Source organism: Arthrobacter sp. AFG7.2, from assembly GCF_002892835.1.
Lineage (GTDB): Bacteria > Actinomycetota > Actinomycetes > Actinomycetales > Micrococcaceae > Arthrobacter.
In genome coordinates, this window is record NZ_PJMB01000001.1 from 155,652 (window position 1) to 171,527 (window position 15,876).

Genomic DNA, 15,876 nt, shown 5'->3' on the forward strand with positions numbered 1-15,876 from the left:
GCTCACCGAAGCCTTATTTGTCGTTATCCGACTTCGCGCCAAGCGTCGTCTTCTGAACCTGCATGAGGAACTCGACGTTGCTCTGGGTTTCCCGGATCTTGTTGGTCAGCAGTTCAAGGCTCTGCTGGGTCTCGAGTCCGGAGAGGACGCGGCGCAGCTTCCACATGATCTTGACTTCCTCGGGCGAGAGCAGGTTCTCCTCGCGGCGGGTGCCGGATGCGTTGACATCCACGGCCGGGAAGATGCGCTTGTCAGCCAGCTGGCGGGACAGACGGAGCTCCATGTTGCCGGTGCCCTTGAATTCCTCGAAGATGACTTCGTCCATCTTGGAACCGGTCTCCACCAGGGCCGTGGCCAGGATGGTGAGCGAGCCGCCGTTTTCGATGTTGCGGGCGGCGCCGAAGAAACGCTTGGGCGGGTACAGCGCTGCGGAGTCCACACCACCGGACAGGATGCGGCCGGAGGCCGGCGCTGCCAGGTTGTAGGCGCGGCCCAGGCGGGTCATGGAGTCCAGCAGGACCACCACGTCCATGCCCATTTCCACGAGCCGCTTGGCGCGTTCGATGGAGAGTTCGGCCACGGTGGTGTGGTCGTCAGCGGGACGGTCGAAGGTGGAGGCGATGACCTCACCCTTGACGGTCCGCTGCATGTCCGTCACTTCTTCGGGGCGTTCGTCAACCAGCACCATCATGAGGTGGACCTCAGGGTTGTTGGTGGTGATCGCGTTGGCGATGGACTGCAGGATGAGCGTCTTTCCGGCCTTCGGCGGGGAGACGATCAGGCCGCGCTGGCCCTTGCCGATCGGCGCAACCAGGTCGATGACGCGGGGGCCGATCTTCTTGGGGTCGGTCTCGAGGCGCAGACGCTCCGACGGGTACAGCGGTACCAGCTTGGCGAATTCGACGCGGTCCTTGAGCTCTTCGGCGGTCTTGCCGTTGACCGAGGTGACGCGGACCAGGGCGTTGAACTTCTGGCGGGCGGACTGCTGGCTGCGGTCTTCGCCATCACGCGGAGCGCGGATGGCGCCGACGACGGCGTCACCCTTGCGGAGGTTGTACTTCTTGACCTGGGCGAGGGACACGTAAACGTCGTTCGGGCCCGGGAGGTAGCCGGACGTGCGGATGAATGCGTAGTTCTCCAGGACGTCCAGGATGCCGGCAACCGGCAGCAGGACGTCGTCCTCGGTGACTTCTACGTCGTCGACGTCCGGTCCCTGGGCACGGCCGCGGCGGCGGTCGTTGCGGTCGCGGAAGCGGTCGTTCCGGGAGTTGTTGTCCCGGTCCTGACCGCCGGAACGGTCGTTGCGGTCATTCCGGTCGCGGCGGTTGCGCCGGTTCCTGCGGCTGCCGCCGTCGGCATCTTCGTCGCGGTTGTCATCGCGGCGGGTGCCTTCACGCTGGCCGGCGTCACGGCTGCCCGCGTTGTCCCGGCCACTGTCAGCATTATCGCGGGCGTTGTCACGGCCTGCGTTGTCACGGCCGCGGCTGCGTCCACTTTCACGGCGGTCGCTGCGCTGCCCGGCCTCGCCGGCTTCAGCGGGAGCTTCGGTGCGCTGCTCTGACGTGCGCTGCTCACCGGTGCGCTGTTCAGTGCTCTGCTGTTCCGCGTCGGCCTGCTCAGCGGGAGCTTCGACGGTCTCGGCAGCCTGCGGTGCAGCAGCTGCTTCACCGCGACGGCGGTTGCGGGTGCGCGGCTGGCGCCGTTCAGTGGCACCTTCGGTCGCTTCGGGAGCCTCGGCGGCGGCCGGAGCCTCAACCGGAGCAGCGGTGCCGGCTTCAGCGGGTGCCTGCTCGGCGGCGGCCGGTGCCACCACTCCGTCGCTGACGGCACGGCGGCTGCGGCCACGGCCACGTGCCCGAGTTCCCTCCGCGGGAGCTTCCGCTGTTTCTGCAGCTGAAGGAGCAGGAACAACCGGGGCAACCGCTGCTGTTGCAGTGTTGTCGACGGCCTTTCCGGCTGTCCTAACCGGAGCCTTGGCGATGGGGGTGCCGGCGCGGTGGGCGGAAATGGCTGAAACCAGGTCCCCCTTACGCATCCGGGAACCGCCGGAAATGCCGAGCTGGCTGGCAAGGGCCTGCAGCTGGGCGAGCTTGAGGCCGGCAAGGCCGCTGCTCTTGGCGGGTGCTGCCGGTGATTCGGCAGCAGAAGATGATAGTTCCACAGCTGGCGACAGCTCAGTGGTTTCGGTCACGAAGGATCCTTCCCCCTCGACGGCGTCCAGACTGGGAGCTGGACGCGATGATTTGATCTGGGCTGCAGTTCAGATCTGCAGCCGGATTGCTCGGCCTTGCCGGTTGGATATCGGCCAGCAGGGCCGGATACTAATTCACCTTGCGCTCCGCCCACGGCGGGACGCCGGACTGACGTTCCAGGGGCAGTTTAAGTGCTGCAGATTCCTGCGACAGACCAAGCGGGTGGCACCGGAATAGATTGCGCAGTAAGAGACCAAGCGGCAACTAAGTGCAAGAGCAGATCAGATAGGCGGAATTACCGCCGGTGCAACTCCACCTTAGCACCTTCAACGTCCACTGCCAGCTTCAGAACACGCCACCCGATGTCCGGCGTGTTGCGTGCCGTGAACTCCTCGATGAAACCAACGACGGCGGCCGCTTCAGCCTCGCCGTTGGCCAGCACCAGCACAGTAGGTCCGGCGCCTGACACGACGGCAGCATGTCCGGCCGCACGGAGTGCCGCGATCAGCGCTGCGCTGGGACGCATGGCCTCGGCGCGGTAGCTCTGGTGCAGGTAGTCTTCGGTGGCGGGCAGCAGGAATTCGGGGTTGTGCGTCAGGGCGTGGATCAACAGTGCCGCGCGGCCGGCGTTCATCGCGGCCGCATGGTGGCCAACGGACGCCGGCAGCAGGGCACGGGCCGCTTCCGTGGACAATTCAAAATCCGGAACTGCCACGACAGGGATCACTGAGCCGGTGACGCTTGCGCTGGTGCTGCTGTAGCGGTCGCTGTCCTGCCAGGACAGCGACAGTCCACCGAAAATAGCGGGTGCGACGTTGTCCGGATGACCCTCGAGTTCACTGGTGAGCTGCAGGATCCAGTCCTGTCCCATGCGGCTTTCCGCCGGTACCAGGGCATTCGCCGCCGAGACTGCGGCCACCACCGCGGAGGCGGACGAACCGAGGCCGCGTCCGTGGGGGTTGACGTTGTCCGCAGTCACCTTCAGGCCGCCGTGGCGGAATCCAAGCCGGTCGAAGGCTGCTTCCATGGCCCTGATGACCAGGTGGCTCGAGTCCCGCGGCAAGGTTTCTGCACCTTCGCCGCGAAGCTCGAACAGCAGTTCGTCCGTTTCCAGGCTCTCTACCGTCAGGGTGTCATGCAGCCCGAGCGCCAGGCCCAGGCTGTCGTAGCCGGGCCCAAGGTTGGCGGACGTTGCCGGCACCCTGACGGTGACGCGTTGCCCGGCCTCGATCATGTGCAGTCCGACGGCGGCCTGCGAGGTGGTGTCCAAGGCTATTTTTCTTCCAGTCCCAGTTCGGCAGCAACTGTCACCACGTCATTGGAGACCTTGACCGGCTGCACGTCGCTGCCGTCCTCGGTGCGCAGCGCCCACTGCGGATCCTTGAGCCCGTGACCCGTGACGGTGATGACGATCGTCTTGCCCGAGGGGACTTCGCCCGCGGCATGCTTCTTCAGGAGACCGGCCACGCCCGCAGCAGATCCCGGCTCAACGAACACGCCTTCGCGGGAAGACAGCCAGCGGTGCGCGTTCAGGATTTCCTCATCCGTGACCGCGTCGATCAGTCCCCCGGACTCATCACGGGCACCGATGGCACCGTCCCAGGACGCCGGGTTGCCGATCCGGATAGCCGTGGCGATGGTATCCGGCTCCGTGATGGGGTGGCCGGCCACGAACGGGGCGGCGCCGGCTGCCTGGAAGCCCCACATGGCAGGAGTCCTGGTGGAAACGGCGGGAAGGGTGCCGGCAGTTTCGGACTCGAACGGAGCGGAATACTCCTTGTAGCCCTTCCAGTAGGCGGTGATATTTCCGGCATTGCCCACGGGGAGGACATGGATGTCCGGAGCGTCGCCCAGTGCGTCGACAATTTCGAAGGCACCGGTCTTCTGTCCCTGGATGCGGGCGGGGTTGACCGAGTTGACCAGGAATACCGGGTAGGACTCCCCCAGCTTCCGGGCAATGTCCAGGCAGTTGTCAAAGTTGCCGTCCACCTGCAGGAGCGTGGCGCCGTGGGCGATGGCCTGGCTGAGCTTGCCCATGGAAATTTTGCCTTCCGGCACCAGGACGGCACACTTCAGGCCGGCGGCCGTGGCGTAGGCAGCGGCAGAAGCGGACGTATTACCCGTCGAGGCGCAGACAACTGCCTGTGCTCCGGAAGCGACAGCAGCCGTCATGGCCATGGTCATGCCGCGGTCCTTGAACGAACCAGTGGGGTTCATGCCCTCCACCTTCAGGTACACCTGGGAGCCGGTGAGCTCCGAGAGCTTCTGGGCGTGCACCAGCGGAGTGCCGCCCTCGCCCAGGGTGATCACCCTGGTGGATTCCGTCACGGGCAGACGGTCAGCGTATTCGCGGATAACGCCGCGCCATTGGTGAGCCACTTAGACTCCTTCTACCCGCAGAACGGATGTAACTGAATTGATAACGTCCAGGCCCTTCACGGCCTCGACGGTGGCCGCAAGGGCAGCCTCTGGTGCACGGTGGGTGACAATCCGCAGTTCAGCGGATTCCACGTTGGACTCCGCATCCCGGTGGATGGTCTGCCGCATGATTTCGATGGAGACGCCGTGCTCCGCGAAGAGCTGGGCGATCCTGGCCAGCACGCCGGGCTGGTCAGCGACGTCCAGTCCGATGTAATAGCTGGTAACAGCCGCGTCGATCGGCAGCGCCGGAACGTGGCCGGTGGTGGTCTCCATGCGGCCGGCGCCGCCCAGGACCAGGCTGCGCGCGGCCGAAACCAGATCGCCCAGGACCGCGGATGCGGTAGGTGCGCCTCCTGCTCCCTGGCCGTAGAACATGAGCTCGCCGGCGTTCTCGGCTTCGATAAACACCGCGTTGAAGGCGCCGTGGACGGCGGCCAGCGGATGCTCGCGCGGAAGCAACGTGGGGTGCACGCGCACGGAAACACCCTTGCCGCCGTCGGAATCTTCAAGCTTCTCCGCGATCGCCAGCAGCTTGATGACAAAGCCCGCGTCCTTGGCCGCAGCAATGTCCGCGGCGGTAACGGAGCTGATCCCTTCGCAGTGGACGTTCTCCAGGGCGAACCGGGTGTGGAAGGACAGCGAGGCAAGGATGGCGGCCTTCGCGGCGGCGTCGTGGCCTTCGACGTCGGCGGTAGGGTCCGCCTCCGCGTAGCCGAGGCGCTGGGCCTCGGCCAGGGCGTCGGCAAACTGCGCGCCGGTGGTGTCCATCTGGTCAAGGATGAAGTTCGTGGTGCCGTTGACGATGCCGAGGACCCGGGTGATCCGGTCACCGGCGAGGCTGTCGCGGATGGGACGGAGGATGGGGATGGCTCCGGCAACCGCGGCCTCATAGGAGAGCTGGACTCCGGCCTTGTCGGCCTCTTCGTGAAGGGTGGGACCGTCCTGCGCCAGGAGCGCCTTGTTGCCCGTGACAACACAGGCCCCGTTGCGGAGTGCCGAGAGGATCAGCGTGCGGGCCGGCTCGATGCCGCCCATCAGCTCGATGACCAGGTCGGCGTCCTTAACCAGGGTTTCGGCGTCGGTGGTGAAGAGTTCCTGCGGCAGGTCCACGTCGCGTTTGGCGTTGACGTTGCGCACGGCAATGCCGCTCAGCTGCAGCTTCGCACCTGCGCGGGCGGCAAGGGTGTCGGCGTCCTCAATGAGAATGCGCGCAACCTGGGCCCCAACGTTGCCACAGCCCAGCAGGGCAACTTTCAGGGTTCGCAATTCAGTCATTCAGACTCCCATGTCGCGGTTCAGCAGATCTTCTTCGGTTTCCCCGCGGACAATCAGCCGGGCAGATCCGTCGCGCACCGCGACAACGCCCGGCCGGGCCAGATAGTTGTAGTTGCTTGACAGGGCCCAGCAGTAGGCGCCGGTACCCGGTACAGCAAGCAGATCACCGGCTGCCACGTCCTCGGGCAGATATACATCTCTAACAACTATGTCGCCGCTCTCGCAATGTTTGCCCACCACGCGGGACAGTTGCGGCGCCGCGTCAGACGTGCGGGACGCCAGGATTGCCGAGTAATCCGCGTCGTACAGCACCGGCCGGGCGTTGTCGCTCATGCCGCCGTCCACTGAAACATAGCGGCGCGGATACGTAACGTTGTTGCCGCCGTCACTGGCGTTCGAGGCGTCCGGTGCGTCGACGCGGACGGTCTTGGTTGTTCCCGCCTCGTACAACGTGAAGGTGGTGCTGCCCACGATGGCGCGTCCGGGTTCGATGGAGATGCGGGGCGAATCGATGCCCAGCTCAGCGCAGGTGGAACGCACAACGGCAGCCATCGCCTCCGCGATTTCGGCTGCAGGGCGGGGGGTGTCCACCGGTATGTAGGCAATGCCGTAACCGCCGCCGAGGTCCAGCTCCGGCAGGATGATGGAGTACTTTTCCTGCATGGCGGCGAGGAAGCGGAGGAGCTTCTCGGCGGCCAGCGCAAAACCGTCCGGTTCGAAGATCTGGGAGCCGATATGGCAGTGCAGTCCCAGCAGTTCGATGCCGGGATGCGCGGCAGCGGCCGCCACGGCTTCCTCGGCGGCTGACAGGCCGGCCTGTTCCGTGGTGTCTGCAGCCATGGAAAGGCCGAATTTCTGGTCCTCGTGGGCCGTGGCGATGAACTCATGGGTGTGGGCGTGAACGCCCGGAGTGAGCCGCAGCATAACCTTGGCCTGCTCTCCGCGGCGTTCGGCAATGTCGCCCACCCGGACCAGTTCGCCGAGGCTGTCAACCACAATCCGGCCCAGGTTCATGTCCAGCGCGCGGTGGATCTCACCGTCGGACTTGTTGTTGCCGTGCAGGGCGACGTCAGCACCGGGGATGCCTGCCTTGGCCGCCACGGCGAGCTCCCCGCCGGACGCGGTGTCCAGGCGCAGACCTTCCTCCTCAACCCAGCGCACCACGGCGGTGCAGAGGAACGACTTGCCCGCGTAGTAGACGTCCACTCCCCCGCAAATGTCTGCAAAGGCGTTGTTGAACGCGTCACTGAAGGCGCGTGCCCTGGACCGGAAATCGTTCTCGCTCATCACGAACAGCGGGGTTCCGTACTGCCGCTGAAGATCGCTGACGGAAATGCCGTCCAGGGTGAGCTCGCCGGCGTCGTTACGGGCCGCATCCCGGGCCCACATCTTTGGCTCAAGGGCATTCAGGTCTGTGGGGACCGAAAGCCATTCGGGTGCCAGCGGGGACCCCTGGGACGGGGCATCTGCGCGCTGAGTGGGCATGGGGATCACATCCGTTCCGGCGCGGAAACGCCAAGCAAATCAAGGCCGTTGGCCAGCACCTGGCTGGTGGCGTCGTTGAGCCACAAGCGGGTGCGGTTGACATCTGTCACCGCTTCGTCGCCCATGGGAGCGATACGGCAGGCGTCGTACCAGCGGTGGTAGGCGCCGGCGATCACTTCAAGGTGCCGGGCCACCCGGTGCGGCTCGCGCAGTTCCGCGGCCTTGGCCACGATCGACGGGTAGCTGCCCAGGTAGGACAGCAGTTCGTTTTCCGTGGCGTGGTCCAGCAGCGAGGCATCAAAACTGTGGTTGCCGTCCACGCTGCGCTCCACGCCGGCTGCCACAGCGTTCCGCGCGGCACCGCGGGAACGGGCGTGGGCGTACTGGACGTAGAACACCGGGTTTTCGTTGCTGTGCTTCTTCAGCAGCTCCGGGTCGAGGGTCAACGGCGAGTCGGCAGGGAACCGGGCCAGCGAGTAGCGGACGGCGTCCTTCCCGAGCCAGTCAATCAGGTCCTTGAGCTCGATGATGTTCCCGGCGCGTTTGGACAGCTTGGCGCCATTGACGGACACCAGCTGGCCGATCAGGACCTCGATGTGCCGCTCGGGATCATCACCGGCGCAGGCGGCAATGGCTTTCAGCCGGTTGATGTAGCCGTGGTGGTCCGCGCCCAGCAGGTAAATCTTCTCGGTGAAGCCCCGGTCCTTCTTGGACAGGTAGTACGCGGCGTCCGCGGCGAAGTAGGTGGGTTCGCCGTTGGCGCGGATCATCACCCGGTCCTTGTCGTCGCCAAAGTCCGTGGTCCGCAGCCAGACCGCGCCGCCGTCGTCGAACACGTGGCCCTGTTCGCGCAGGCGCGCCACGGCACTTTCGATGGCACCGGCGTCGTGCAGCTCCTGTTCGGAAAAGAAGACGTCGAACTCCACCCCGAAGTCCGCGAGTGTGGCCTTGATGTCCTTCATCTGCGCCTTGTAGGCAGCAGCGCGGATGACCGGCAGGGCAGCAACTTCAGTCAGCTCGCGGATGTCCGGGTGCTCGGTGAGCACCTCGTGGCCAAGGTCGGCAATGTACTGTCCGGGATAGCCGCCGTCGGGCACGGGAAGCCCATGCAGCCGGTTATAGACGGAGTGTGCGAAGACGTTCATTTGGGTGCCGGCGTCGTTGATGTAGTACTCCGCGGTGACGTCGGCGCCGGAAGCACGCAACACCCGGGCGATCGAATCCCCCAATGCCGCCCAGCGGGTGTGGCCGATGTGCAGGGGGCCGGTGGGGTTGGCGGACACGAACTCCATGTTCACCGTGTGGCCGGCGAGCGCAGAGTTGGTGCCGTACTGCGCGCCCGCCTCGACAATCACTTTGGCGAGGGCACCGGCGGCCGCGGCGTCGACGGTGATGTTCAGGAACCCCGGCCCGGCGATGTCCACGGCCGATACGCCGTCGATGGACTTCAGCCGCGCACTGAGGATGGTGGCGAATTCCCGCGGATTGGTTCCAGCCTGCTTGGCAAGCTGAAGGGCGATGTTGGTGGCCCAGTCGCCGTGGTCCCGGTTCTTGGGTCGCTCCACGCGCACCTCATCAGGCACAGCTGATGCGGAAAGGGCGATGTCGCCGGCAGCGACGGCATCCTTCAGGCAGGCGGATATGGCGAGGGAGAGTTCTTCGGGAGTCACCCCTCTAGCCTACCGGGGGCCAGTGACAGCAAAGGAATTGGGCGGATTTTGCGGTGCCGGGAATCCGCAGGACGCTGCGCAGCGAACTACGGGTTGAACCAATACGCTGGATTCAGCGTTGACACCACCGTAAGCACCATCAAAACACTTGACCGAAATGAGAGCCTTTATGAGACCGTCAGTCCGCAAGAGTGTTTACGCCGGGATCGCCGGGCTTTCCCTGGCGGGAACCGTGGCCGGCTGCGCCCCCTCCGCCGAAACCTCTCCCGCACCCGCCGGCAGCGCAGCGGAAACCAGCTCCCCGGCAGGGACATCGGCGTTGGCCGGCAGCGGTACGGAATACAAGGACGGGACCTACAGCGCGGACGGAAACTACGTCTCGCCAAACGGCACGGAGACGGTGGGCGTGCAGCTGAGTCTTCAATCAGGAACTGTCACGGACGTCCAGATCACGCAGCATCCTTCCAATCCAAACACCCGCAAGTTCCAGGGAGAGTTCGCCGGCGGGATCGCTGCACAGGTTGTGGGCAAGAACATCGATGAGCTCAACGTGTCGAAAGTTGCCGGTTCATCCCTCACCAGCGGCGGCTTCAACCAGGCCCTGGAGCAGATCAAGTCGGAGGCGCAGTAGGCGGTGCCGGGCGGGCGCTGGGAGGAGTTTTCGTTCGAGGGGATCGGCACGCACTGGGACATCTCCACGCCGCAGCCGCTTGGGTCCTCCCTGCAGTCGCGCCTCCTAGGCAGGGTTGAAAGGTTCGACGCCGACTGGTCCAGGTTCAGGAAGGACTCCCGCGTCCATTCCATGGCCCGGGAAGCCGGCCGGCACGACTTTCCACCGGAGGGCGCTCCGCTCGGGCAGCTCTACCGGACGCTGTATCAGGCAACGGGCGGTGCCATGACACCGCTCATCGGCACGAGCCTTGAGCGTCTGGGGTATGACGCCGGCTACTCCCTGCGCCCCTCAGGTCCACCGGTGCCGGCGCCGGCCTGGGACGACGTCCTGGATTGGACCGGCAGTACTCTCACCACTTCGGCGCCTGTTGTGCTGGACATCGGGGCCGCCGGGAAAGGCCTGCTGGTGGACCTGTTGGCGGCTGAACTCAAGGCCGCGGGCGCAGACGCGTTCATCATCGATGCCAGCGGGGACCTGCTGGTGCAGGGCCGGGAGCCTGTTCCGGTGGCACTTGAACATCCTTACAACGCCGCCCAGGCCATAGGAGTTGTGCAACTGGCGGGCCGCGCACTCTGCGCGTCTGCCGCGAACCGGCGGGCGTGGGGAGACGGCTTGCACCACGTCCTGGATGGAAAAACCGGCCAGCCCGTCAGGACAGCGGTGGCAACGTGGGTGCTGGCTGAAACCACCATGCTGGCAGATGGACTGTCCACGGCGCTCTTCTTTGCCTCCGGCGCCGGGCTGGAGGAGGCCTTCGATTTCTCCTGGCTGACCGTTTTCTCGGACGGGAGTGCAGCGTACTCCGCGGAATTTGAAGGGACACTGTTCGGATGAGCCCTGTTGGAACACCGAAAGCGCCGGCCGACTTCTCCCTGGCCGCCCGGCTGGATACGGTCCTGGGCCGGTTCACCATGTACCGGCTGGTCCTCCTGGTCCTCGCAGCCCTGGCCGCGTACAGCATCGTGCTTGATGCCCTTGGCTGGCTGACTTTCGGCATTCCCGAGATGCTGGCGCACCTGGTGCTGTGCCTGGGGCTCACCTACGCCTCCAACAGGGGGCTGGCGCAACTGTTCCGGGTCCGGCCGCACTCCGAGTCCTCGATCATCACCGGGCTCCTGCTGTATTTCCTGTTCTGGCCCTCTTTCGCGCCGATGGATGTTGCGGGCGTGGCCGCGGCCTGCGTCCTTGCGTCGGCATCCAAGTACGCCCTCGCGTGGCGCGGCCGCCACGTCTTCAACCCGGCCGCGGCCGGCGCGTTCCTGGTTGGGCTGACCGGACTGAACATCGCCACCTGGTGGGCCGCTACTCCCGCCATGCTGTGGCTGCTGGTCCCCGGTGTCCTCCTGGTCCTGTACCGCACGCGCAAGTTCCTGATGGCCTCGGTCTTCCTCATCGTCGCCTCCGCCATCATCACGGCGGAGCTCCTGCAGTCCGGCATGTCCGGTGGGATGGCGTTGTGGCAGTCCTTCGCCCAGCGGCCGTTGCTGTTCTTTGTGGGGTTCATGCTCACCGAGCCGCTGACGTTGCCGCCACGGCGTTGGCAGCAACTGGCGCTGGCTGCGGTGGTGGGCGTGGTGTTTGCGGTCCCCTACAATTTCGGCTTCCTGGCCAATTCTCCTGAAGCCGCGCTGCTGCTGGGCAACCTGGCCGCCTTCATGGCGGGCCAGCGGGGCGGAGTGAAACTGAGTTTCGCCGGCGCCAGGCCGCTGACGCCCAGCACCACCGAATTTTCTTTCAAGCCCTCCCGGCCCGTCCGCTTTGTCCCGGGGCAATATATGGAGCTGGACCTTCCGCATGCAAAGTCGGACGGAAAAGGACGACGCCGGGTGTTCAGTTTGACGGGCGCCCCGGCTGACCGCTTGGTTAAGTTCGGGGTTCGGACTGCCGGGCCCGTGTCCGCGGCCAAGAAGGTCCTTCTATCGCTGAAGCCCGGCGACGAACTGACAGCCACTGCCGTTGGAGGGGACTTCGTCCTCCCCCGCGACCCCCGCAGGCCGGTCCTGCTGATTGCTGCAGGAATCGGCATCACGCCTTTCCTGTCACATGTCTCCTCCGGCGGCTTACGGGACCGCGACGCGGTGCTCCTGCTGCTGGCCCGAAGTGCCGACGAGATTGCGTATGCGGAAGAACTGAAGGATGCCGGCGTTCGTGTGGTGGCCCGGATTGCCGATGGTTCCCCACCGCCGTCGCATATAAGTGCTTTTCCGGCCGATGCTGCCAGGGTGGACGGCGAAGCTCTCACTGCGGCCATTCCCGACATCGCAGACCGCGAGGTTTTCATCTCGGGCTCACCTGCAAGTGTTGGTTCGCTGCGTCGCGCGGCAAAGGAGGCGGGGGCCAGGCGGGTTCGCGTGGACTCGTTCTCCGGCTACTGATTTTGCCGCGGCGGGCCGCCGTCCAGGAGAGTCCTGGAGTGGCGATTTTCCCTTGCGGGCCACCTTCCTGCTAAGCTCTAGGACGTCCCGCCGGCAACGGCAGGAATCCCCGGATTGCCCTCGTAGCTCAGGGGATAGAGCGTCTGCCTCCGGAGCAGAAGGTCGTAGGTTCGAATCCTATCGAGGGCACCAGCGAAAGCCGTCAGGAACCATTCATTCCTGGCGGCTTTTCAGTTTCTCCGTGACAACTGCTGCCCGAGGGGACCGGCACGGATCTCCCCTGCGGGGACAATCAACCCGGGCTGTCCGTTGAACCCCAAGCAGTGCCTTCCTCCTGCTACAACTGAAGCGCTGGCATCGCAACGAAAGGGCTCTGTCATGGTTGGCAAAACCGGCCACCGCAGCCCGTTCCGCCTGGTCCTGGGCCTTCTCCTGCTTGGGGTGCTCGCGTCCGCACTGGTGCTCCTCGCACCAGGCCTGCCCGGCCGGAACGGTCCGTTGCTGCGGCCCGCTGAGTGTGTCGTTGAAACAGCCGGCGGAAACGTGGGGCTCACCCGTGAGGAAGCCCAACTGGCCACGACCGCTGTCGCGCTGCTTGCCCGCGGGGTGGAAGCCCCTGACACCTCCGGAATCGACGACGGAGTGTTGCAGCGGCTGGCAGCCGGGCCACCCGAAGACGCCGGCCCCAGCCTGGGCTGCCGTGGCCGGTCCGCCAGTGATCTGCAGGAGCAGCAGCTGAATCCCTCTGGCCTGACACCACGTGCTGCTCAGCTGCGGGATGCCATGGCAGCAGTGTTCGGCGACCAAAGCCTGGGCGGATTCGCGCCGGGCGGCATCAGCCAGGGACACGGAGCGGAGTCGACGCACTACGACGGCCGGGCGATCGACGTCTTCTTCCGCCCGGTGACTGAGGAGAACCGGCGTGAGGGGTGGCTTCTGGCCCACTGGCTCGTCGCCCACGCGGACGACCTTGACATCCAGTACGTCATTTTCGACGACCGCTTCTGGAGCACTCACAGCTCCCGCGGGCGGTGGCAGGATTACGATGCACCCGAGCCCGGCAACGAGGTCCTCCGCCACCTCGACCACGTCCACGTGGATGTCCTGGCCGGAGGTGTTGAGTGAGGATCACCCACGCTGCCGGCGGACGGCTCACGGGCTGGCCGCCAGGGTGAAAAACTCCCGGTCCGCACCTGCTGGAGTGAGCCTGCCGGGGAATGTCGGCGCCTCCTCGTAGTCTGTTTCCACCACGTCGAGGGGGTACACCATGCACGTTCCGTTCTGTTCCATCGTTCCGCCCTACCTGCTGCGGCGGCTGGCCAAACAGGGGGCGCCGGAGTTTTCATCGGCGGCCAAGGCAGCCAAGGAAGCTTTAGGCCACGTCGAGTCGTTTCATTCAGCACGGTCCCATCCGGCGCCCGATGTCCCCGCCGGCCTCCGCCAGGCCAAACCGGGTCCGGCGAACCGGAGCATCTTCGACGCCAACGGCGCTGAGACCCTTCCCGGCAAGCTGGTGCGGAAGGAAGGCGAAGCCGCTACCGGCGACGCTGCCGCCGACGAGGCGTATGACGGGCTTGGCCACACGCACCGCCTCTACGCCGACGTGTTCGGACGGAACTCCATCGACGGCCGGGGGCTGCCCCTGAACGCCACCGTGCACTTCGGCAAGCTCTACGACAACGCATTCTGGGACGGGAAGCAGATGGTTTTCGGGGACGGGGACGGTGAGGTCTTTGAGCGCTTCACCAGGTCCCTGAGCGTCATTGGGCATGAGCTTGCACACGGCGTTACCCAGTACTCGGCTGCGCTTGTTTACCGCAACCAGGCCGGTGCCCTCAACGAGTCGATGTCCGATGTCTTTGGTGCCCTGGTGGAGCAGTATGTCAGGAACCAGTCCGCTGCCGAAGCCAGCTGGCTCATTGGCGAGGGGCTCTTTACCGCCGAGGTGGAGGGGGTCGCGCTGCGCTCCATGAAGGCTCCCGGCACTGCGTACGACGACGATGTGCTGGGTAAGGATCCCCAGCCGGACTCGATGGACACCTACGTCAGAACCAGCGCCGACAACGGCGGTGTGCACATCAACTCAGGTATCCCCAACCGCGCTTTCTATCTGGTCGCAGAGTCCCTGGGCGGAAACGCCTGGGACTCCCCCGGGCGCATCTGGTACGAAACGCTCACCGGCGGGTCGCTGCCCCCTGCGGCGACCTTCAAGGTCTTTGCCCGCGCCACGGTTGCCTCTGCCGTAGAACTCTTCGGTTCCGGGTCAGCAGAGCATGACGCCGTCCAGCAGGCGTGGGAAACTGTGAAGGTCAAGCTTTAACGGACGCCTGGCCCCGCACCTTGGGCCGCCGGGCTGGAGGGAAGCCCAAGGACCAGGCCATGAAGATCAGCGTTGAGCGTACTGGCGGATTCGCAGCGATACCGAAGGTGTGGACGGTGGAGGCCCAATCGGAAAGCGCCATCAACCGGTGGGAGCCCATTGTGGAAGCATGCCCGTGGGATTCGGTACCGAGGACGCCCAGGGCTGCGGTCGAGGCATTTGCGGGGAGCCAGCCCGACCGTTTCATCTACTCAATACGGGCAGGGCAGCACCAGGCCGCGCTTCCGGAGCAGGCCGTTACGGGGCCCTGGCGGGTGCTGGTGGACAGCGCGCGGGCAGCAGCCGAGGAATCCCGCACCCAGCAGCGCCATGACGGGTCACCGGGCTGAGTCGCAGCCGAAGCCGGCCGTTGCCGGAGGCCAGGCCCCTTCAGCCGGGCAGGAACTACACCACCTCAGCCAGCTGGCCCCGGAACGCGCGACGGTAGGACTGGGGACTGGTGTCCAGGACTTTGGCAAAGTGGTGGCGCAGCAGCACAGGGTGCCCGAATCCCGACTCCCTCGCAATCTCTTCGATATTCAAGTCAGTGGATTCCAGGAGGTCCTGGGCCCGGAGTACCCGCTGGGAGTTCAGCCACGCGGCGGGGGTGGCGCCGGTCTCGGACCTGAATTTCCGTGCAAAGGTCCTGGCGGACATGTGCACGCGGGCTGCCAGCTCGTTGACGGTGTGCTCACGGTCCAGGTTCGCCACCATCCAGCGCAGCAGTTCTTCCATGGGGGCTGAACCGCAGGTAGGCATGGGCCGGTCGATGAACTGGGCCTGCCCGCCGTCGCGGTGCGGAGGAACAACCATATCCCTGGCGATGGCGGCAGCCACGTGTGCCCCCAGCTCCACGCGCACAAGGTGGAGGCACGCATCAATCCCTGCGGCGGTGCCGGCCGAAGAAATGATGTTGCCGTCCTGCACGTACAGGACGTTTTCGTCCACGTGCACGCGGGGATACTTGGCAGCCAGCTGACCCGAATAATGCCAGTGGGTGGTGCAGCGGCGGGCATCGAGCAAGCCGGCGCGGGCCAAGGCAAAAGCGCCTGAACATATGGACATCACCCAGGCTCCCCTGGCATCGGCAGCGCGCAGTGCGTCCAGGACGGATTCGGGCAAGTCGTCGTCCCTGCCGTAGGGAGCCATAATGACCAGGTCTGCGTCCTCCGTTGCCTCAAGTCCGAGACTCACATTCATGGACAGCCCCGACTTCAGCGGGACGTTTCCCGGGGACGGCGTACAGACGCGGAAGTCAAAGGCCGGAACACCACTCCCCCTGCCTGACCTGTCGATGCCGAATACCTCGCTGGCAGTACCGAACTCGAACAGCGAGAAGTTGGGAACCACGATGACTGCCACTGATTTGAGCATGCTTTTATTGTGGCAGGAATTATAGCTTTTTGGGCATTTCTGCCACTTCTTC

General features: G+C 65.5%; 13 protein-coding genes and 1 tRNA gene. 7 read left to right on the plus strand and 7 right to left on the minus strand.

Features of this window, described 5'->3' with window-relative positions; genetic code table 11:
* Positions 1 to 13: 13 nt before the first annotated feature.
* The 6 genes from rho to argS form a co-directional block, all read right to left on the minus strand.
* Positions 14 to 2,191, minus strand: a complete 2,178-nt coding sequence (gene rho / locus CXX84_RS00745) for a transcription termination factor Rho (protein ID WP_102974826.1) — start codon at positions 2,189 to 2,191, stop codon at positions 14 to 16.
* A gap of 296 nt (positions 2,192 to 2,487) precedes the next feature.
* Entirely contained in the window at positions 2,488 to 3,426 is a 939-nt protein-coding gene (gene thrB, locus CXX84_RS00750) for a homoserine kinase (RefSeq protein WP_189337481.1), read from the minus strand.
* 38 nt (positions 3,427 to 3,464) lie between these two features.
* Positions 3,465 to 4,571 (minus strand): threonine synthase, encoded by a 1,107-nt coding sequence (gene thrC / locus CXX84_RS00755; RefSeq protein ID WP_102974828.1) that lies wholly within the window; start codon positions 4,569 to 4,571, stop codon positions 3,465 to 3,467.
* Entirely contained in the window at positions 4,572 to 5,888 is a 1,317-nt protein-coding gene (locus CXX84_RS00760; protein WP_102974829.1) for a homoserine dehydrogenase, read from the minus strand.
* Positions 5,889 to 7,373, minus strand: coding sequence for a diaminopimelate decarboxylase (gene lysA / locus CXX84_RS00765; protein ID WP_102975326.1), 1,485 nt, complete (start codon positions 7,371 to 7,373; stop codon positions 5,889 to 5,891).
* Between the two features lie 5 nt (positions 7,374 to 7,378).
* The gene (gene argS / locus CXX84_RS00770) at positions 7,379 to 9,043 is read right to left on the minus strand and encodes an arginine--tRNA ligase (RefSeq protein WP_102974830.1); all 1,665 of its coding nucleotides are present in this window, start codon (positions 9,041 to 9,043) and stop codon (positions 7,379 to 7,381) included.
* A gap of 169 nt (positions 9,044 to 9,212) precedes the next feature.
* On the opposite strand from argS, the gene CXX84_RS00775 reads away from it, so the two are divergent.
* From CXX84_RS00775 to CXX84_RS00805, 7 genes are all read left to right on the plus strand, one after another.
* Positions 9,213 to 9,674 (plus strand): FMN-binding protein, encoded by a 462-nt coding sequence (locus CXX84_RS00775; protein WP_102974831.1) that lies wholly within the window; start codon positions 9,213 to 9,215, stop codon positions 9,672 to 9,674.
* A gap of 3 nt (positions 9,675 to 9,677) precedes the next feature.
* On the plus strand, positions 9,678 to 10,550 hold the full coding sequence (locus CXX84_RS00780) for an FAD:protein FMN transferase (RefSeq protein ID WP_102974832.1): 873 nt from the start codon (positions 9,678 to 9,680) through the stop codon (positions 10,548 to 10,550).
* Positions 10,547 to 12,091, plus strand: a complete 1,545-nt coding sequence (locus CXX84_RS00785; protein ID WP_102974833.1) for a ferredoxin--NADP reductase — start codon at positions 10,547 to 10,549, stop codon at positions 12,089 to 12,091. The genes CXX84_RS00780 and CXX84_RS00785 overlap by 4 nt, the downstream gene beginning before the upstream one ends.
* A gap of 116 nt (positions 12,092 to 12,207) precedes the next feature.
* A tRNA-Arg gene (locus CXX84_RS00790) sits at positions 12,208 to 12,283 on the plus strand.
* A 186-nt stretch (positions 12,284 to 12,469) separates the two neighbouring features.
* Positions 12,470 to 13,216, plus strand: coding sequence for a hypothetical protein (locus CXX84_RS00795; protein ID WP_102974834.1), 747 nt, complete (start codon positions 12,470 to 12,472; stop codon positions 13,214 to 13,216).
* 142 nt (positions 13,217 to 13,358) lie between these two features.
* Positions 13,359 to 14,411 carry a M4 family metallopeptidase gene (locus CXX84_RS00800; protein ID WP_102974835.1) on the plus strand — a complete coding sequence of 351 codons (1,053 nt, stop codon included), beginning with the start codon at positions 13,359 to 13,361 and terminating at the stop codon, positions 14,409 to 14,411.
* Positions 14,412 to 14,470: 59 nt separating this feature from the next.
* Complete coding sequence (locus CXX84_RS00805) at positions 14,471 to 14,800, plus strand: protealysin inhibitor emfourin (RefSeq protein WP_102974836.1); 330 nt, start codon at positions 14,471 to 14,473, stop codon at positions 14,798 to 14,800.
* A gap of 55 nt (positions 14,801 to 14,855) precedes the next feature.
* Here CXX84_RS00805 and CXX84_RS00810 read toward each other — a convergent pair whose 3' ends face one another.
* Complete coding sequence (locus tag CXX84_RS00810; RefSeq protein WP_102974837.1) at positions 14,856 to 15,824, minus strand: GlxA family transcriptional regulator; 969 nt, start codon at positions 15,822 to 15,824, stop codon at positions 14,856 to 14,858.
* Positions 15,825 to 15,876: the final 52 nt, after the last annotated feature.

Bases quoted from the DNA above. Each gene is read 5' to 3' on its own strand.
- CXX84_RS00800 (WP_102974835.1), top strand. From the start codon at position 13,359: ATGCACGTTCCGTTCTGTTCCATCGTTCCGCCCTACCTGCTGCGGCGG.
- CXX84_RS00785 (WP_102974833.1), top strand. From the start codon at position 10,547: ATGAGCCCTGTTGGAACACCGAAAGCGCCGGCCGACTTCTCCCTGGCC.
- thrB (WP_189337481.1), bottom strand. From the start codon at position 3,426: ATGATCGAGGCCGGGCAACGCGTCACCGTCAGGGTGCCGGCAACGTCC.
- CXX84_RS00775 (WP_102974831.1), top strand. From the start codon at position 9,213: ATGAGACCGTCAGTCCGCAAGAGTGTTTACGCCGGGATCGCCGGGCTT.
- CXX84_RS00805 (WP_102974836.1), top strand. From the start codon at position 14,471: ATGAAGATCAGCGTTGAGCGTACTGGCGGATTCGCAGCGATACCGAAG.
- CXX84_RS00760 (WP_102974829.1), bottom strand. From the start codon at position 5,888: ATGACTGAATTGCGAACCCTGAAAGTTGCCCTGCTGGGCTGTGGCAAC.
- CXX84_RS00795 (WP_102974834.1), top strand. From the start codon at position 12,470: ATGGTTGGCAAAACCGGCCACCGCAGCCCGTTCCGCCTGGTCCTGGGC.
- CXX84_RS00810 (WP_102974837.1), bottom strand. From the start codon at position 15,824: ATGCTCAAATCAGTGGCAGTCATCGTGGTTCCCAACTTCTCGCTGTTC.
- lysA (WP_102975326.1), bottom strand. From the start codon at position 7,373: ATGCCCACTCAGCGCGCAGATGCCCCGTCCCAGGGGTCCCCGCTGGCA.